The organism is Crocosphaera sp. Alani8, from assembly GCF_038442745.1.
In the GTDB taxonomy this organism is placed as follows: domain Bacteria; phylum Cyanobacteriota; class Cyanobacteriia; order Cyanobacteriales; family Microcystaceae; genus Crocosphaera.
Map to the genome: position 1 here is coordinate 1 of NZ_JARVCN010000459.1, position 20,845 is coordinate 20,845.

The following is a 20,845-nucleotide window of genomic DNA, read 5'->3' on the forward strand; positions in this document are numbered from 1 at the left end:
AGTCTAGATTTACTATTCTTTCATTTTCTCACACCTCATTCCTGATTGCTATATTTTCGAGGTTCCAGTCGATTTGGGTGACGCTGTTTCACTCAATGGCATAAATTCCTATGTTGCCATTCCAGACAGTGAGCTGATCAACTTTGGTGCCAATGACGACTTCACGGTAGAAACTTGGGTTCGAGCAGATGAGCTACAGCCTGATACCCGCACTCCAGATGTCGCCATTTTGGAAAAATGGAGTGGCAGTGGGGGTTATCCGTTTGTTATTCGTTATATCAGAGAAACAGGGCAGATTGCGGCAGCACGCTTTGATGGTTCGAATTTTGCTTCCGTCAGCTCGACCACAGGCCTTAATGATACCGAGTTTCACCATATAGCCTTTGTCAAAGAAGGCGAACTCCTTTCGCTTTACATCGACGGTGAACTGGAAGCGACAGCTACCGACACAACTACAGGCAGTACAGTGAATGGCAGTGCCCTTAATGTTGGACGGCGAGGCAACAACATTCTCTATTTTGCAGGGGATGTGGACGAGCTGCGGATCTGGGATCGGGCGCGCAGCCAATCAGAAATTCAGCAGACACTATACGCCACCCTGTCTGGCAATGAAAGTAACCTAGTGGGCTACTATCCCTTTGAAGACGAGTCCGCCATTGATCTAACTAGTAACGGAAACAACGGAACCTTAATCAATACAGAGTTTGAGAACAGCCTTTCGTTTGTCGGGTATGTCGATCTGGTTTTGGATACGCCAGTAACGAGTACGCCGGGAGCAATTATTGACTATGTTATCCAGAATGCCTCCGCAACCCAAGGCACAGACTTTTATGCTTCGCAGCTCGACATCAGCACTACGGACGGGAATCCCCCAACCAACTCTGTTTTTATTCCCACTGGTAGCAACAGTGCCCGGATCTATTTCACCGCTCTACCCGACGCAGTTGTAGAAGGAAATGAACAGTTTCAGGTAGTTGGCTTTAATCAGGCGATCGCACTTAGCGGTTCGAGCTATATTCAGACCGATACAGCACCGGTACTTGCTCCAAGCGACCCGTTTACAGTGGAAACTTGGGTGAAAATTGGGATGGGGGAAGATGACGGAGGTATAATTTCTGGCGGGCCTAATCATGCCGTAGGCGTCGGCGAGGGGTCAGTCTTTTTCATAGCTGGCAGAGTTGTTAACGTCAGTAGCTCTACTCTTATCAACGATGGCGAATGGCACCATGTTGCCGCTGTTTATGACGGTGCTAGTCTATCCTTGTACATTGATGGCGCACTCGATGCAACCTCAAGCGGTAGCGTGGGGCGTATCAGAAATCTCAACCAATTTTATATTGGCTTCGATCCGACATTCAACGGACCCCCATTTATCGGCTCCCTTGATGAGTTTCGCTTTTGGAGTACAGCCCGAAGTCAATCAGAAATTCAAGCAACCTTCAACACAAGCCTCTCTGGCTCCGAAAATGGGCTAGAAGCTTACTATACGCTTAACACCAGTACTGTTGACGGCTCGACAGTTCGGGAGGTTACCGGAAGCACTGTTGGCACTCTGATCGATCCAGATAACGTCACCTTTGAAGACAGCGCAGTTCTTGTTGACCAAGCACCGACGATTACTATTATCGATAGCTCTGCTTACATTCCAGGGCTTGCGATCGCAGATGCTTTTAATGACACCCTTCAGGAAGGGAACAGTTCAGAAATAGCCATTATTGAGGGCGAGTGGAGTTTTCAGGTCCAACTCACGAGCGAGCCAACCGCGAATGTCACAGTAAACTTAAGCCTCAGTGAGGGAACGGGAAGCACTGAGAGCCTCACCTTCACCGCTGCGAATTGGGATGTCGCCCGAACCGTTACAGTTTCAGATCTGGGGGAAACAACCAGCTTGGATCTCCTGGTCACAACCAGCAGCAGTGACAGTAACTACAGCGGACTTTCCCAAGACTTCAGTTTGGTGGATAGGGAAGAGGTTGTCAAGCTGAAAGTCACAGAAGGCAGTGCATCAGTTCAATTACCCCCACCGATAGAAGTGGGTGTCACAACTACTCAAGAGGCAACAGAGGGACAAGATGCGCCGGGTCTATTCAATATCAGTTTGTCGAGTCCCGCTCCTGAAGGAGGGCTGACTATTCCATTTAGCATCTCCAGTGAGGATGCGACGATCGGGACTGACTACACGATTGTTACCAGTGCGAGCACCCTAGATAGCACGACTGTGGGAACGGTAACGATTGGAGAAGGTGCATCCAACGCTCAAATTGGTATTGTGGCCATAGATGACAATGTGGCCCAAGGGACTCGAAAAGTTGAAGTGACTTTAGGCGGCAACCAATCCGCATCTTTTGATGGGAATGGCGATTATGTATCATTACCGGCCAGCGCAATGGGTGGTGCAATGACCTTCGAGGCATGGGTCTACAACGAAGATGTTACTCGGTCTTGGGCGAGGGTATTTGACTTTGGTAATGGTCAAAATCAAGACAATATTCTATTGGGGTGGCAAACCACAACAGGGCGAATGGCATGGAATATCAGAAATGGGAACTCCGGAGACCAACAAATACTGACTGATGACATCTTCCCCGAAAACGAATGGGTTCATGTAGCTGCTACCGTTGACGAATCTGGAAACGCCGCTATTTATTGGAACGGCGAACTCAAAGCATCAGGGGTCATCAATATCCCTCAAACTATAACCAGAAGTAATCAGTTTCTAGGTCGGAGCAACTGGGCAGTTGATGCTGATTTCCAGGGGTCAATGGATGAGGTGCGCATTTGGAATATTGCCCGCAGCCAATCCGAAATTCAAGAGACGTATCTTAGCCCATTAACAGGGACCGAAACGGGACTAACTACGTACCTAAATTTCAATGATGGGACTGCCACTGACATCACAGGTAATGGGAATGATGGCACGCTCGTTGGAGCAAGCACCAACGTAAGCGATTTATTTTACGAGCTTGTGGAGGGTTCCACCACTAGCTCGTAAAATTTACTCGATAACGATACCGCAGGAATAGAAACCGCCCGTTTTACAACTCAAACCAACATTAGCGCAGCAACCTGGATTGGAGATTCAGCAGATGGCTCTTATGAAGTGATACTTAGCGACATCACAACAACAGGTGATGCTAATGAAGATGGCATTATATCTGGACGGGGAACCAGTAATGCTATTGATGAGATTGAAAACGAAATTTTGAGTGCCACCATGACAGTGCTTGACCCGATGGGCGTAGCCATTGCCAGCTACAGCATTAGTCAGCTAAGAGGCTTTAATAACTTCAATCTCAATATAGATTTTGAGAACCAGCAAATTTTAGCCAATGGGGGTGCAGAGGAATTCTCAGTTACCAATGGGCTTTATGGTTTAAATGTGGGCTTGGCTCGTGAAGATCAATCCAGTGGCGAACTATGGCAACTCACAAGTCAAACTAGTCCTGATGAGATCGTTCTGAGCCGTATTGCTGATGGAGAAGCAACAATTACCTCGGTTGCTACTAGCAATTTAGGTAGTAGTGAGTTCATCGTTGATGCCCCAACAGAAACGATTATCTACACCCCGATAACTGCTCTGGTGACAACGGAAGGGGAATCTACAAGCTTTGCTGTACGACTTACCAGTCAGCCAGAAAGCAACGAAACAGTTAGCTTAAGCTTGGCTGCTGACGAGGCGGAAGGAACCCTTTCCACTAATAGCCTATCTTTTACCAGTGATAACTGGGATGTCTATCAAACTGTGATCATAACTGGGGTAGAAGACGGGATCGTTGATGGGAACATAACCTACTCCCTAGATATTGCTACAGACAGCGATAACAACACCTCAGCTTATATTGGCGGGGATGAAAGCACTCTTCTTTCTGTAACGAATCAGGACATTGATAGCGATACAGAGAATGATTCCTTGCCATCTACGAGTAGTGAAGACATTATTGCCAGTTCCCAAATAATTGGTAATGTCACTAGCTTAACCGAGGATAGTGGCGATTCGTTTGAGCTTGGGATTTCCCTAACAGAAGCTCCTCTTAACGATATTGAAGTTAGATATGGAATTAATGGTGGCACAGCAATATCTGGAGAAGATTTTCTGCCCATTGCGGCATTTGTTGAACTGACAGAAGCAAATAATCCGCTCTTCGAGGCAACTGAAGTCATTGATGGTGGTGGAACCATTTATAGTGCGCCAACCCTAGTAGACATAGACGGCGATGGAGACCAAGATGCCTTTGTAGAGACAGATGAAGAAGTCTATTTCTTTGAAAATGAAGGAACACCAAATAACCCAGAATTTGACTCTTCGAGTGCTAGAAAAACCACCAATCTTAGCCAGTTGGATTCGTTACTATCGATTAATTCTTCGGTCCTGAGTTTTGCTGATCTTGATGGGGACGATGACTTAGATGCCATTATCGGTGATGCTACGTCTCTAAGAGCACCACGTCTGGCTGTTCTAAAAAATATAACAGGAGAGGATTCAGATCCAGGCAGCTTCGATTTCTTTTTCCAAATTGATAATAATGCTTCCGTGGCACTCAGCGGTTTAGAGGTGGAGGTACCACTGCAAATCTATCCCAACCTAGTAGATATCGATGGGGACGGAAACTTAGAAGCCTTCATATTTGTTGGAGATAACTCCTCAGGAGAAATTCTTTATTACGAGGTAATGACGGGGGACGACTTCTCCGCATTGAGCTTTGAATTACAGGATGATAGTAGGAACCCACTGAGCGGGATATCCGTGACTGGGGATACTGCTTTCGATTTTGGGGACTTTGACGGGGATGAAGACCTGGATCTGTTTGTTATCAATGCCACTGGGACTTCAACTTACTACCAAAATATAGGAACGCCATCTGTACCAGATTTTGTAGAAAGTGCTGATACGACTTTAGGAGACGCGGTGGGGAGTTCCCTGAAGGCGGGGAAACCTGAACTGACCGATATCGATAACGATGGGGATGTGGATGCCTTTCTGGGGACGGCGGCTGGGAATATTTTCTACTATGAAAATGCAGCCTTCAACGAGATTTCTATTGCAGCTGGAGAAACCTCTGTCAGAGGGATTGAGATTACTCCTATTGCGGATCAGATCCAGGAAGGAGATGAGAAGATTACTTTTACCCTCTTCGACAAACCAGGGTTAGAAGTCCCTCTGATAGTCGATGGTGTTGAAACGACGATTGGGGGTACAACTTTAGATATCAAGTATGATACTGAAGACGTGGCACTACAAGTTGTTACATCTTACGACAACACAACTGGAATTGTGGAGCTAGTTGTGGCTGACGCAGCTGTTAATAGTCTCATCCTAGAAGCAGATACTGAGCTAACCTTCAGCGGTGGAGCGGTGGTTACCGTCGATGGAGACACAACCCTCAACAATAGTGAAGGTACTCAAGTCTTAGTGACCCTCAGAGAGGGAAGCACCATTAATGAGATATTAGCAGATGAAACCACCAGTACCCTTGATAATGACGACTTCCGACCCTTTGTTCTCCCCGCTGGGACTGTACTGAGCTTCGAGGATGGAGCTACTTTTACCACTGATCTAGGAAGTAATATTGAGTTTTCCTCCCCTAGTGAATCGGAAGAAGTTAGTGGGGAGGTGACTAGTGGCGTGATAGTGGGGGACACCACCACCTACAGTCAAGACGGCTACCGCCTGAGTGCGGGGCTGATAGTGACCAGTGCTTTTGATAGCGACAGTGGCACAGTGGGCTTGGCCATCGACGAAACTACGTTGACCAATTTGACTCTCCAGGCTGGTACGGAACTGGTATTTAGCGGGGGTGCTTCAGTCACCGTTGATGCGGATACCGCTTTGACTAGCAATAGTGGTACATCAGTCAACATTACCCTTAGTGATGAAAGCTCCATTGAGACCATTTCAATCAATGAAACCACCACCACCAATAACTTTGGCACCAGTGGCATCACCCAAACCTTGACTATCGTCGATGATGATGTTGCCGGAGTCACCATCAGCAGCACCGCTCTGACCACATCTGAAGATGGGACCCCCGCCAGTTTTTCAGTGGTTTTAGATACGCAGCCGCAAGCACCGGTAGTAGTCCGACTCGGCACCAACGATATTTCTGAGGGTCTACTATCAACGGCAGTGGATATTGAAGTCACGGAAGCCTACGATGCGGCGACCGGACTGGTTGGCATCCGAATAGATAACTCCGGTATTTTTAGTCAAACCCTGGCTGCGGGTACTGTTCTTGAGTTTGGCGATGGGGAAATCTCGGCGACTGTTTCCACCGAGACAACCATTTACAATTCCGACGGAGGTGCTGAGGTCTCGGTTGTCCTAACTCAAGGCTCTGCGATCGCAACCGGTGCCACAGGATTCTATTCGGGAGAAGCCGATGAAGCCGTCACCTTGGTCTTTACCGAGGTTAATTGGGATACCGCCCAAACCGTCACGGTCTCTGGACAGAATGATAGTGTCGATGATGGAAATATTGCCTTTGACATCCTGACGTCTGTCAGCAGTGCCGACAGCTTTTACAACGACGATTCTATTCCCCTAATTGCCTCTAGCGGTAGCAGTGGGGCGGTCACAGTAGTAATTGATGACATCAGTATCGCTGAAACCAATGTCCCTGAAGGAACAGAGCTAAACTTCAGCGATGGCACCGTTGTAACGGTTGATAGCACCACCGTCGTCAGCAACAGCACAGATCAGGCGCTCAGTGTCAGCGTCGCTAGGGCAGCGTTGGGGGCAGGTGCGATCGCAGAAAATATTGCACTCTCAATCGAAAGCGATTATGGCGTCACAGTGGATGCTGGAGCAGTTCAGGTCGCTAGTGCTTACAATGCCACGGCAGGTACCCTTGGTCTCGAACTGACCGACGTCAGCCTCAGTACCACTTTGGCGGCCGGGACACAGTTGATCTTCAGTGATGGCACTACAGCCACAGTCGCCAATGCAACCACCTTGAGTAGCGAGTCTACAACGGAGGTTGCGATCTCTCTCGACGAAGATATCACGGTGCTAGCTGCGAACACGGCGACCACAGACGGTTCGATTTTGGTTACGGAGGCTTATGATCCAGCCACTGGAATCGTCACCCTGCAGCTAGACGACGCGATTAGCTCGGCACTGCCAGCGAATACCGTTTTAACCTTTGGGAATGGGGCCGTTCTCACCCTCAGCGAAGCCACCACGCTCCGCAACACTAACGCCAAAACAGTTAATGCCAGTCTAGATAACAGTAATGTCTCCGTGACGGCCGATTCAACGGCGACCTTTGAGGAAAACCTGGCAACAGATATTTCAGTTATCAATTTAGATAATGACACGGCCGGCATTTCCATCGAGGCCAATGGCGACGCGCTGGGTGAAGGTAGTGTGGTCAATAATTTCTACAGTGTCGTGTTGGACAGTCAGCCCACTGACGAAGTCTTTATTACGCTTACTCCCGCAGACAACGAAATTCAGCTCACAGGGGAATTGATTGGTGAGCCGCTGACACTGACTTTTGATGCCACTAACTGGAATACCCCGCAAACTGTTGAAGTGAGCGCCGTGGATGATGCGGAGGTGGAGTTTAACCACAGCAGCTCTATTACTTTTAGCGTCAGCAGCGAAGACAGTACTTACAACCTTCTCGGGCTGACGACGGGTCTCTGGACAGGTAGTAATGGCTATCAAGTTCTGCTCGGTTTCGCAGGGGAAGACTTAAACGGAGATGGCATCATTTCCGGTAGAGGCACCAACAGCACAGTTGGGGACGGCATTGCCAACGAGCTGACAGCGTGGCAGATGCAGGTGCTGCAAGATGATGTGAGACTGCTTGACATACCTTACGATTTGGAAGCTCAGTTGACTCGGAATGACTTTGTGTTCAACTACGATCTAAGCAGCGGGCGAATCCTCGCCAACCAAGTACAGTCAAATCCTGCAAGCAGCTTACAAACCTTGAACATCGGCTCAGCCGTTCAGGAAAGTGGGGTCACTAACTACAATTTTTTCGTTCAGGGAGCCAACCCAAACCTCGTTTTAACCCAAATTGAGAATGCGCCTCAAAGTGCCATTTCGTTCACATTAGCAAGTGACGAAGCTATCATTGCTACTGATCCCACCATCGATGAGTTTGCGGTAGAGGTGTTTATTGAAGACGACGACCTCCCCGTTGCTTCAGTACAAACCATTGCGGGTGCGAACGAAGCCAATTCCCCCGGTTATTTTGCTGTTATTCTTGATACTCCTGCCCCCAATGGCTCCAACGGCACCAGTACTGGCATCGAAGTCAACTACACTATTGGCGGAACCGCAGATGCGATCGGCAGCACAGAGACAGCAGATGTCCAACCGATTTCGGGGGTAGCTCGGATCGCACCAGGGCAGACCCGTAGCCCGCTCATTGCCTTCCCCATCGACGACTTCAAAACTGAGGGCATCGATTTAAGCTTCGCCGCTGACGGCAGCCTTGTCGGGACTTGGACTGGTAGCAACGGCTATCAAGTGGTGCTGGGGTTTGCGGGGACTGACCTCAATGGCGATCGCATTATCTCAGGACGTGGGAGTAACAATACTGTTGGGGACGGCATTACCAACGAGCTGACAGCCTGGGAGATGCAGGTTCTGCTCAATGGGACGGAGCTGCTGTCTACGCCTTACGATTTGGCGACCCAACTGACTCGGAATGACTTTATCTTCAACTATGACTTAGATACCGGGAGGGTCCTCGCCAATCAGGTTCAGTCCAATCCTGCAAGCACCTTACAAACCTTGAATATTGGTTCGGCGGTCCAGGAAGCGGGCGTTACCAACTTCAACTTCTTTGTGCAGGGTGCTAACCCGAATCTTGTTTTAACCGAAATCCAAAATGCCCCTCAAACGCTTGTCTCTTTGACATCAGCAAGTGATGAAGCGTTTGTTGTTAACGAAGACATCCTGCCTGGGCAAAGCCAAGAAATCGGGCTAAGCATTAACGTCAGTCCCTTCATCGGTAGTGGTTATAGCGCCTCTGCCGGTACGATCGAGCTGACTCTCAATGACAGCTCTGGACTTACCACCTCCCTCAGCCCAGGAACCTTACTGACCTTTGCCGGTGGTGCAACCGCCACCGTCGCAGCCGGTGCCGTCATCAGCAGCGATAGTGCCACCACAGTTCAGCTTGCAGATATTAGCGGCACGCCAGGTTCCAGTGAAGCGGTTTTCCAATCCGTGCCGCTGCCGGCTGGCACTGAACTGAGCTTTGGCGATCGCACAGTCACCGTAACGTCTGAGAATATTCTGGTGAGTAACCAGGGCAGCACCTCGGTTACGGTCGAACTGGATGACGGCCTGAGCGACACCTTAACCCTGAAGAGCGGTAACACCACAACGCTTCAAGGCGAAAGCGTGACCGTTACCCTGACTAGTGGCGAGCTTTACACCATTGGCAATGCTTCTTCTAGCAGCCTAATTATTCAGGACAACGACAAGCCCGGTGTTCGCATCATTGAGATTGGGGGGACTCCAACCGTCGTGGAGGGAGACCCCACCGGCAGTGAGTTCTTTGTGTCGCTGCTCAGCCAGCCTGAGGCTGATGTCACTATCACGCTAGATGCCAGCACAGGGAACAGCACTGACGTGATCCTAGAAGTTCTGAGTTATGACAGCAGCACAAATCAAATAAGTTTGCGTGTGAATGACGCTGGCATCTCGGCACTGACCTTAGATTCTGCAAATATGATTACCTTCAGTGATGGCACTACAGCCAGCGTCGCTACCGATTTTCTTGTTGACTCGGTAGCTGGTTCTGACGAAGCTACTGTGGTGCTAAATATCATTTCGGCAGGCACCGGCATTAGCACAGGCACGACTGCAACTTATACCTTCACCGACGTTGCTGTCGGCTTCGACGACGGCTCGGGCAGCATTACGGAAACCTTTGCATTGACCTTTACCTCTGATAATTGGTTCGAACTACAACCGGTTACCGTTGTCGGTGTGGACGATAGCGTGGTCGAAACGGGAGATTTTCATACCAGCATTCTGGAATATTCTGCGTCCAGCACGGACTCCAATTACAACGGGCTCCAACTGCCGACCCAAGGTATCAACATCATCGATCGCGCGTTTGATAATGCAGAAACCCAGGATGCTTTGATCGAAGGCTTCCTCTCCATTCAGGACACCCTCGATAACCTCTCCCTCCCCATCGTGGGTAGCCTCTCTGTTTTCCAGCCCATTGAAGACTTCTTGAACGACCTTGTTACTGAAGTTGGCAACCTCGAATACGTCACCGCTGATTCTCTAACGGAGACATTCAATACTGTCCTTGCAGAAGATATCGGGGTAGACAATCTGACGGTTGAGATTACAAGCCTCGAAGCGACCAACATCGCCTTTTTGGTCAGCTACAGCGACGAGCTAATGGAATCCATAGCCCTAGATGCGGACCTGGGTTTGCCGGCATTAGGGCTGGGCATTGACACTGAAGGGTCTCTAGATTTTGCGTTAAGTTATGAAGCAAATCTCGGGTTCGGCGTTAGCCTTGAGGATGGCTTCTATCTCGACATTACGCCCGTATCCACGGAAGACGATGGAGGAGATGATACCCTCGAAGACGATAGTAACGGTGTCGGTGATGACGAGGAAGATACGATCAGCCGGACAAATCTCCAGGCGAGTGCCTCTCTGACGCTTAGTGATGGCAGCGATGACAGCACCGCTTTTGCTGCAACTGGCGAAATCGCCTTCCTTCAAGTTGAGTTTGATAATGGAACTGACAGTGGCAATTTAGACAGTGGGACAGGCATTGAGGTCACGGTTAATGCCGGTTTGCAGAACCCCAACGACGAATCTGAGGATGGAGATGAGGATGAGACAAAAATCCTCACTATTGGCGACTTAACAGATCTTCGCTCGGATAAAACCAACATCTTCGACTTCATCACTTACGGTTTAGACGGGACTGCAAATCTCGACTTTGCCGTCGCCACCACCTTTGACGGTAGCACCTCTTTCCCACAGCTTACCTTCGATTTAGAGTCAGAATTGCCACTGTTTAATGCTGCAAATGGGGAAGAAACTTCGACCATCGCTGATAGCGAATTCAACATCGCGTTCAATAACATCACACTAGATGCTGGGGGCTTCGTTAACCACCTCTTAGGCCCTTTAGTGACCGAGGTGAACGACTTACTCGATGAAACTGGTATCTCTGATGTTGTTGATGCTTTGACCACAAAAATTGATCTTATTGATTCAATCGGTCTTTCTGGACTTTTTGGAGGAGATACCATCCTCGATGTTGCCATCTTCTTGGCAGATACCCTTTCTCAGGGCGGTAACTCCTTCAAGTATGAGGAATTCTTCAATGCTGTTGAAACACTTATCGAAATTGTCGAGCTGATTGAAGGATTCGAAGAAGGAATTACCCTTGACTTCGGCGACTATGCCTTCGAGTTTAATGTCGCTGATGAAGACAACGAAGTCTCCGAAAGTGCAGATCCAGAAACCAATGCAGATAGTAGCAACACTAGCCTGAACAAAGATGGGGAAGAACAAGCCAAGAGTATAAGCGGGAGGTTTAGCGAACTATTTGACAAGATTGATGAGTTGGGAATTGGATTACCCTTACTTGAAGACCCCTTTACAGCTATAAATCTCCTCTTCGGACAAGATGTAGACCTGATTACTTATGATATTCCGGAACTGGATTTGTCCTTCGACTTTTCTAGGAGTTTCCCCATCTTTGCGGGAATTAACGGTGCTTTTGGTGGAGGTTTTAGCTTAACCTCTGATTTAGAAGTCGGCTTTGATACTTTCGGTCTCTCTGAATGGGCGACTAATGATTATGATCTCGAAGACTCCTATCTCCTAGCGGATGGCTTTTACCTAAGTGATGTAGATGATGCTGGGGATGATGTAGATGAACTGACATTTGATGCCACCATTACGGCCGGAGTTGATGTCAATGCCGTGATTGCCAGCATTACTGCCCAGGGTGGTATTGAAGGCATTGTAGGTCTAGATGTGGTAGATGGAGGAGAAAATCAAGGTCTCAGCGATGGTAAGTTGCGGGTATCCGAAATTGTTGAGCGCATTGCTAACCCCTTAGAACTCTTTGATTTCTCTGGTTCCTTGGATGCTTTCCTCGAAATCATCGTTAAAGTTGGTTTAAATCTGGGCTTCTTTAAGATTATGAAGACGGTTTATGATCAACGTCTTGCTGAGTTCACCATCTTTGAGTTTGAGATAGGGGGGGACAGTAGTGGTACTGTTTCCCAGGGTCTAATTCAGGATGCTACTGTCTTCTTTGATGCTAACTTCAATGGTGAACTCGACTCTGGGGAACCCTCCACGATCACCAATGCTGATGGTAGCTATTTCTTAGATATTCCTCTAAGAATTTTTGATGGGGATAGTAGTGGTACCATTGAAGACCATGAAGGACGCATCATTGCCATTGGTGGCATTGAGGCTTCTAGTGGGCAGCCTGTGAATGTTCCTTATATTGGCTCACCTCAAGGAGCCGCTGTCACTCCTTTGACCACCCTCAAACAAAAGCTAATTGAACTGGGAATCGACTCGGAAACAGCTGAATTAGAAGTGGAAGCTGTATTTGAAACTGCTCCTGAAGTAGCTCTAGATGATTTCCATGTGGTGAATGGTTTGAATGAAGGGGACGAAAGGGCAAGCTCGGTTTATCTCCATCACACCAAGATAACGAGCGAACTGAATTTAGTAACTCAGTTCTTGCGAGGGCTAACAGGAACTTTTGAAAAGGATGTCTATGATGCTGCTATTGAAGTGGTCGCTTTAACAACTCAGCAACTCGAAGATGCGGCTGATTTGGAAAACTTCAATAGTTTTAGATCTGTCATCGATCCATTCATTATGGCAGCTATCGATGAGCTTAGCGATGGCTTACTCGATACAAACACACAAGTTGAAGCCATTGATGTCCTGAGCCAGTTCATTGTCGAGCATCTACAAGTCCTTGAGACGGTTATTGAGAGGGAAGGTGAAGCATTAGACGATATTTCTGCTTTACCTGATGCTGTCGCTTTCTCAAAACCTGTAAGCTATGACGAAGTCCCAAAGCTGATCTATGACTTTGCTCGCGGTGTTATTACCCAAGCCGAAGCAACTCAGCGGCTTGAGCAAATTCATTCACTGCTACTTACAGGGCAATTTAACGGAGATGAAACGGATGAACAGATTGGAGGATTAAATGACAGTAATGACACTATTTTTGCAGGAGCTGGGGATGATACTGTAGAAGGGGGCTCAGGAGATGACTTCCTAAATGGCGGAACTGGAGATGACTTTCTTTCTGGTGGAGCTGGAAATGATACTTTTGCTTTGTCCCCTCGTGAAGGAACTGATACGATTACTGACTTCTTGCCCAGTGTAGACCTTTTAGAATTAGTTGATGGCTTAACCCAAGATGAGCTGACTTTTCAGGGCAACAACATTCTCTTTGAAAATGAAGTTTTAGCTATCTTAACTGGTGTAAATCTCGATGATCCCAATATTCAGGACTCGTTATTTGCTGAGTCATCCTTAACCCCTGTGTTTGGGAGCCTTAACGGGGAAACCCTCGAGGTCGCTGTTACCCCTAGTTTTCAAGGCCGTGATGAGCTAGTTTTTGGTGGAGCAGGCAATGACTTAATTGATACCTCTGCTGGTGGAGGTAACAACCGTCTCTACGGACAGTCAGGGGATGATACCTTTATCCTTGGTAGCAATGACCGCGCATTAGCAGGAGCAGGAGAGGATCGCTTCTTCATGTTAGGGGGTGATAGCACTGTTACCGGTGGAGCAGGAGATGATCAATTCTGGATTGCTGTTAGTGAAATACCTGAATCTGCTAATACCATCACCGACTTTGACCTGGAAGAGGATATGTTAGGAATCAGTGGTTTAGGTATCGGTTTTGATGATTTAACCCTGACTCAACACGGTGCTGATACCTCCATTGGTTTAGGAGACGATGAGTTAGCTAAATTACTCGGTGTAACTGCCAGTGATGTCACCGCTAATAGCTTCGTCTTTGGCTAAAAGAGCTTTTTGTCTGTAGCCATGATTGCGAGTTTTGGGTGTATTCTTCATGCACCCTTTTTTTGGTCCTTGCTGAACCAAGAGCTTCTGTCCCAATTTATCTGTGATCGCCACTCTGATACCAACTCTTGTTCTCAAACCGATCTTATTTTCTGAAAGAGGCAGACGGCTTATTGTAGAGAGGACAAGGACTTGACTCAGCTTAGGTTAAAGCCTTCTTGACTAAGAACTGAGAGGTTTTTAGATTCTCTTGGTAAAATAGCTCTTATAGCAGTTCCCATACTTGTGAGGTACAGAAGTTATCTCTTTGAGGCAGAAGGCAGGGGGCAGGAGGCAGAAGTTAGGTGTACCTCATGAGTCCGAGAAACGCTATATAATAAGAACAATTAAGAATAATATATATTAAAGTTATCTATTTTATTAATGAATATACAATCTAATCTTTCTTATTTGCCAGAAAATACCCTTAAAGGATTAAAGTATGCTGATAGTCGTTGGCAAGCTTTACGCAACGAAAATTTAACCTATCCAAGCGTCATTACTCAAACCAAGGAAAGTTTGGCTGATTTTGATGCAGATATTATTATTTGTGGTGGTACTCTAGGTATTTTAATTGCTACCACACTACAAAAACGGGGATACAATATTGTTTTAATCGAGAAAGGAAAATTAAAAGGAAGAGAGCAAGAATGGAATATTTCTCGTGAAGAAATGGATACTTTTGTGGAACTTGGTTTATTATCAACAGAAGAATTAGAAAAAGCGATCGCAACGGAATATAATCCAGGGAGAGTAAGTTTTCATAAAGGATATGAACTGTGGGTTGAAGGTGTTTTAAATATTGGAGTTGACCCTGTTTTTTTATTAGAGACACTAAAGCAAAAATTTCTAGAAGCAGGGGGAAAATTATTAGAGAATACGCCCTTTAATTCAGCTAAAATCTATGACAATGGGGTGTTAGTGAGTGCTGGTAAAACCGTCATCAAATCCCGTTTACTTATTGATGGAATGGGGCATTTTTCTCCTATTGTTCAACAAGCAAGAAAAGGGGACAAACCCGATGGTATTTGTTTAGTCGTGGGTAGTTGTGCCAAAGGTTATGCTAACAACGACACAGGAGATTTAATTGCCTCTTTTACACCTATTTTAAACCAATGTCAATACTTTTGGGAAGCGTTTCCGGCAAGGGATGGAAGAACAACTTATTTATTTACTTATGTGGATGCTGAACCTGACCGTTTTAGTTTAGAATTCTTCATGGAAGAGTATTTAAAACTATTACCAGAATATCAAGGTACAGAGTTAGACAAGTTAAAGTTTGAACGGTTTTTATTCGGGTTTTTTCCTGCTTATCAAGATAGTCCTTTGAAAATGCCTTGGGATAGAATCTTACCCGTTGGAGATAGTGCCGGTGGTCAATCTCCTGTTAGCTTTGGTGGGTTTGGATCTATGGTTCGTCATTTAAAACGCTTAACTTTAGGTATAGATGAAGCATTAAAAGTTGATAGTTTAGATAACAGTTCCTTGTCCTTGTTACAACCATATCAACCCAATATTTCCGTAACTTGGCTGTTTCAAAAAACCATGAGTGTTAAAATCAATCAAAAGGTTTCTCCTAACCAAATAAATGATTTAATGAGTGGAGTTTTTCAAGTGATGGATCAACTGGGGGACGAAGTTTTAAAACCCTTTTTACAAGATGTAATCCAATTTCCTGCTTTGATGAAAACCTTACCTCTAGTCAATCCTAGCTTAGTATTTCCTATCTTGCCGCAAGTAGGAGTACAACCCCTTTTAGATTGGACAATACACTATTTAAGTTTAGCTGCCTATAGTGGACTATATCCTGTTGGAAAATTGTTGAAACCTCTGACAACTAATTTATCCCCACAGCAACAATATTATTATCATCGTTGGCTAGATTCTTGGAAATATGGATCAGGAGGAGACTATAATAAAAACTGAGGATAAAAATAAGGAGAAAGACCGATGAAAATTTTGGATCATAAACAAGTAAGATATTGCAATTTAGTGCAACAGCAACAAGATATAACGGAATATTTACCTGGTTTGATTTTTAAAAATAAGCTATTTATTAAAGATAAAATTTTTAGTTTAGAACAACAAAAAGAAGCTCAATCTTACGGAAAACAGAAGTTTTTAGATAGCAAAGGACAAAAAGAATATTTATTATTGGAGGACATAACAGGGTTCATCATCTGGAGGGAAAGTGATGAAGTACAACTAATTAAATATGAACAGACAAGTAAGGGAATAACCAGTAGTAATTTAGAAGAGATTGTTAACAAAATCAGGGGGGATAATGGGATTGAAATTAAGGATCGTCGTTATCTTCTTAAAGTATATCCAAAATCTTTTGTTGGTAGTGAGTTAGTAGATTGGATGACCAAGAATTTGTCTATTTCTTCAGAACAAGCAATAAGTATAGGTCAACAATTAATTGATAAAAAATTTATTCATCATGTCCATGATCAACACGATTTTGAAAATAAGTTTTTATTTTATCGTTTTTATATAGATGAAGATGTTAACAGCTAGAAAAATATGATAACATCGAGGAAACTACTAATTTTGTATGCAGTCCTTTTCCCAAGAAACTAATAAACCCGATTCCCAAATTCATCTAGCAAAAGCAGCGTTAATTTACGCAAAATACGAGTATCCTAGACTAGAAATCCAAGACTATTTAACAACTTTAGATATAATTGCCCAGAGAATAAAAGAGGAATTAAATCCACCACTATATCCTTTAAAAGTAATCGAGACTATAAATAAATTTCTATTTGATAAATTAGGATTTCAAGGTAATACTAATAATTATTACGATCCCGATAATAGCTATCTAAATGAAGTAATTGATAAAAAAACAGGCATCCCTATTACCCTATCTGTGGTTTATTTAGAAATAGCAAAGCGTCTTGATTTTCCTATGGTTGGTATCGGGATGCCAGGTCATTTTCTTATTCGTCCCCAGTTTGAAGATGTAGGGATTTTTGTGGATGTTTTTAATAAAGGAGAAATTTTATTTAAAGAAGATTGCGAGGTAAAACTACAGGAAATTTATCAACAACCTATTACCCTAGAAGATCACTTTTTATCCCCTGTAAGTAATCAACAAATTTTAGGCAGAATGTTAACAAACCTAAAATACATTTATCTCAACCGTCAAGAATATCCGAAAATGTTGCGCATCATAGAATTATTGTTGCAATTATTTCCCAACCATCCTCTAGAAATACGGGATCGAGGTCTATTATATTATCAATTGCGACAATGGGAAAAAGCCACAGTTGATCTACAATTATACTTATCCATTTTACCCACCGCAGAAGATGCTCAAACCATTCGTCAACTTCTGCAACAGATGCGCTAAACTAATAGTAAATTATTCTATGTTATTTACTCGTTATTAAAGCTGTGTTCATAAGTGTTGTCATTCCTACTTACAATCGTAAACCCATTTTAGAGAAATGCCTAAAAGCCTTAGAAAAACAGGAATTAAAAGATGATAAAGTTAGTGGTTATGAGGTGGTTTTAGTTGACGATGGATCAACAGATGGAACCCTAGAATGGTTAGAAGAAAATAAGCATAACTTTCCTCATGTTTCTCGTTTTTCTCAAGATCATCTTGGTCCAGCGGCGGCTAGAAATTTGGGGGTAAATAAAGCAAAAGGTGATATAATTATCTTTATAGATAGCGATTTAGTGGTAACAGAAACCTTTTTGCAAAGCCATGCTAACGCCTTGGTTGAGGGTAGGAAAAAACTAGGCAACGATCGTCTATTTACCTACGGCGCAGTAATTAACACTTGTAACTTCGATGATCCCAGATCTGAACCCTACAAAATAACAGATTATTCTGCTGCTTATTTTGCCACTGGAAACGTAGCGATCGCTCGTAAATGGTTAGAAAAGGTAGGACTATTCGATACAAGATTTCAACTGTACGGATGGGAAGATTTAGAACTAGGAGTTAGACTGAAAGAGCTAGGATTAAAACTAATTAAATGCCCCGAAGCACCAGGCTATCACTGGCATCCCCCATTTAATTTAGCACAAATTCCTAACTTAATTGATAAAGAAATTCAACGGGGAAGAATGGGTGTTTTATTCTATCAAAAACATCCCACCTTTGAGGTACGTTTGATGATCCAAATGACCCTACTGCACCGCATATTATGGGGAATTTTGTCGTTAGGTGGGACATTAAATGAACGGACTCTTTCCCCTGTTTTACAATGGTTAATTAATAAAGGTAAACCTCAATTAGCCCTAGAACTTGCTCGAGTTTTTCTCAATTGGTACAATGTTCAAGGAGTCTATTCTGCTCATAAAGAAATGAAAAACAACCCTAGTTAGCATTAAGAATAAGGGAAAAGTAGAGAAAATAGTAAATCTTTTCCCCATTTTAAACTTAGTTTTTCAAATAGAAATGTTGAGGAATGATCTGAATTTTCTCCCAGGAAGTAATAGAATTGTACAAAGTTTCTGCCAAAACAGTATTAGATTTTTCATTTAAATGAACAGTATCGGTAAACATAGGAGTCGGGAAATTAGAATTACTTTGATAAAAGTTTAAAACTTTAACATTTTTAGGATATATTTGTCCTAGTTGTTGAGTCGCTTTAACAAACTTTTGATAAGCTGGAGGAAACTTCTCTAAATAATCTTTTCCTAAGCGATCATAAATTGCCTTTTCGTCAGGAGAAAGCTTTTCAATGGGACGAGAAGTAATCTCCGGTTGAACTGCCAAAACAACAGGAATTCTCAACCTAGCAGACATCTGAATTAATTGTTTGTAGTTTTCCCGATAACGATTAACTCGACGTTGTAACTCATCTTTATTATCAGGTAAATAAGAGTTTAAAGCCTTACCATCCATATTAATCGGTAAACTAGTATCGACTTTTTGTGGGACATTTTCTGTGGGATTGGCAAAAGAATTATAAGTTCTTACTAAACCTGTGTCATTAATCCATTGATCCGCCGAAAAATTCAAAGAATTCTTAAAATGTCCCTTTGCATCAGCCAAAAATTCATCGATGTGAGGAACATCGCTTTGTGCATAATTACTAGGCAACATCAAGTCTCCATAACCGTCCAAAACGACAATCAAATCCGGTTGATAAGGAAGAATTCTTAAAGCCATTTGAGACAGTTGATTACCAGAAGTATAACCAGGAACAGCTGCATTAATGACCCGATAATTACCCTCACGAATTTTAGGAGGTAACTTCATTAACTTTTGTCGTGAAGGAACAAAAAAGGGAAAAACATCTGGTCGATAGGTAGAAGGGGAACTTTTTTGTTGTTGAACCCGTTGTCGCAGACGGGCTTCTAGTTGATGACTAATGGTACTATCGTTGTTAGGATTTAACTGCCCAAAAGCCGTAGAACTACCTAAGATAAAAATGCGAATCTCATTTTTCGGTTTCGCTACGGGAACCGGATCATTATCCCGTAACCCCTGTTCATTGATAGAGAAAAATTCGCTTTGTTGGGGACTAGCTAATTGATAACCTGCTGTTGAACTGCGCTTCACCACTAAGCTACCCTGGTTTTTCAATCCCTCGATAGGTTGATTATTGGCGGTGCGAAAATCTAACTTATAAGCTTCAGCTATGGGAGAAGTCCCCCTACTGGTTTCTCCCTTTCCAGTCATAGATAAGTAAGTTTGGGCTAAAAACTCTGAGAGAATGATTAAAACCGGTACAGCGATGACAATTCCCAGTAAAGATATCTTAGGAGAGGTTTTGCCGTTTTTGTAGTAAGAATTTTGGTAATAAGAACTGTAAGAGCGCTTTTTTTTCGGTAATTTCAGCATTAAATCGTTCCTCTGTAAAAATAGGTTTACAAAATTATTGGTCAAACCTTAGCATTGAATAGGGTAAAGAATCCACAAAAGATATTTAAGGCTTCCCCTGTAAATTCACTGATTCTCTAGTTTAACCATCATTTAGAAAATTTATGACGTACCAGTTACTATTTGTTTGCTTGGGTAACATTTGTCGTTCTCCTTCAGCAGAAAATATTATGAACTATTTAATCCAACAAAAAGGGTTAGAAAAACAGATCATTTGCGATTCTGCAGGAACATCTAGTTATCATATTGGGGCATCTCCTGATAGACGAATGCAAGCAGCTGCCGCCCGTCGGGGTATTAAATTAGTGGGACAAGCTAGACAGTTTGAAGCATCGGACTTTGAAAAATTTGACTTAATTTTGGCTATGGATCGTTCCAACTATCGCGACATTTTACAACTCGATCGAGATAATCAATATGGCCATAAAGTCCGTTTGATGTGTGACTTTGCTAGTCAACATCGAGATCAAGAAGTCCCCGATCCCTATTATGGGGGAGAAGCAGGGTTTGACCACGTTATTAGCTTATTATTGGATGCTTGTGATGGATTATTGGAGGAAGTGATAAAAGAATGAACGAACAACAGATTGCCGTAGGTAGTAAAGTTTCTTTGGTTAGTAAACCCCCCTATCTGAAGACAGCCGATCCCATGCCCATGTTACGACCCTCTGATATCTTAGATGTGGGGGATGAAGGTATGGTTGTAGATCGTCGACCTGGGGGTTATTGGGGGGTCAAGTTTGCCCAAGGAATGTTTTTGGTGGAAAGTCAATACATTGCTGTTATTGCCCCTCCAGAGTCATCCCACAAAGATGTTTAGCTTCCTTGCGAGAAGCCCCGCACTGTACCGAAGATCAGTGTCGGGATGGGGCGTATAAACTGAGGAGGTTTCCTGGGAGCGACGCAAAAATGTCGCATCGACTAAATCTAGTCCAGGCAAGGGCTTG

Annotated in this window: 9 protein-coding genes; 8 read left to right on the plus strand and 1 reads right to left on the minus strand. The window is 44.3% G+C overall.

Annotated features, from left to right (window positions below):
• Window positions 1–73 precede the first annotated feature (73 nt).
• The 6 genes from P9B04_RS22435 to P9B04_RS22460 all read left to right on the plus strand — a co-directional run bounded on the left by P9B04_RS22435 (window position 74) and on the right by P9B04_RS22460 (window position 18,394).
• On the plus strand, window positions 74–2,992 hold the full coding sequence (locus tag P9B04_RS22435) for a LamG domain-containing protein (protein WP_342057183.1): 2,919 nt from the start codon (window positions 74–76) through the stop codon (window positions 2,990–2,992).
• A gap of 108 nt (window positions 2,993–3,100) precedes the next feature.
• Window positions 3,101–14,014, plus strand: a complete 10,914-nt coding sequence (locus P9B04_RS22440) for a calcium-binding protein (RefSeq protein WP_342057184.1) — start codon at window positions 3,101–3,103, stop codon at window positions 14,012–14,014.
• 423 nt (window positions 14,015–14,437) lie between these two features.
• A complete protein-coding gene (locus P9B04_RS22445; protein ID WP_342057185.1) occupies window positions 14,438–15,979 on the plus strand; it encodes an FAD-dependent oxidoreductase in 1,542 nt (513 codons plus the stop codon).
• 24 nt (window positions 15,980–16,003) lie between these two features.
• Window positions 16,004–16,573, plus strand: a complete 570-nt coding sequence (locus P9B04_RS22450) for a DEP domain-containing protein (RefSeq protein WP_342057186.1) — start codon at window positions 16,004–16,006, stop codon at window positions 16,571–16,573.
• A 37-nt stretch (window positions 16,574–16,610) separates the two neighbouring features.
• Window positions 16,611–17,408 (plus strand): SirB1 family protein, encoded by a 798-nt coding sequence (locus tag P9B04_RS22455; protein WP_342057187.1) that lies wholly within the window; start codon window positions 16,611–16,613, stop codon window positions 17,406–17,408.
• Between the two features lie 44 nt (window positions 17,409–17,452).
• The gene (locus P9B04_RS22460; RefSeq protein WP_342057188.1) at window positions 17,453–18,394 is read left to right on the plus strand and encodes a glycosyltransferase family 2 protein; all 942 of its coding nucleotides are present in this window, start codon (window positions 17,453–17,455) and stop codon (window positions 18,392–18,394) included.
• A 55-nt stretch (window positions 18,395–18,449) separates the two neighbouring features.
• Here the strand turns inward: P9B04_RS22460 and P9B04_RS22465 are convergent, their stop codons facing one another.
• Window positions 18,450–19,859, minus strand: a complete 1,410-nt coding sequence (locus P9B04_RS22465; RefSeq protein WP_342057189.1) for an SGNH/GDSL hydrolase family protein — start codon at window positions 19,857–19,859, stop codon at window positions 18,450–18,452.
• A gap of 143 nt (window positions 19,860–20,002) precedes the next feature.
• Here P9B04_RS22465 and P9B04_RS22470 point away from each other — a divergent pair, with 143 nt between their 5' ends.
• Together P9B04_RS22470 and sipA are read left to right on the plus strand one after the other, a co-directional pair.
• Window positions 20,003–20,473 (plus strand): low molecular weight protein-tyrosine-phosphatase, encoded by a 471-nt coding sequence (locus tag P9B04_RS22470; RefSeq protein ID WP_342057190.1) that lies wholly within the window; start codon window positions 20,003–20,005, stop codon window positions 20,471–20,473.
• Window positions 20,470–20,718 (plus strand): regulatory protein SipA, encoded by a 249-nt coding sequence (gene sipA, locus P9B04_RS22475; protein WP_342057191.1) that lies wholly within the window; start codon window positions 20,470–20,472, stop codon window positions 20,716–20,718. Before P9B04_RS22470 ends, sipA begins: the two co-directional genes overlap by 4 nt.
• Window positions 20,719–20,845: the final 127 nt, after the last annotated feature.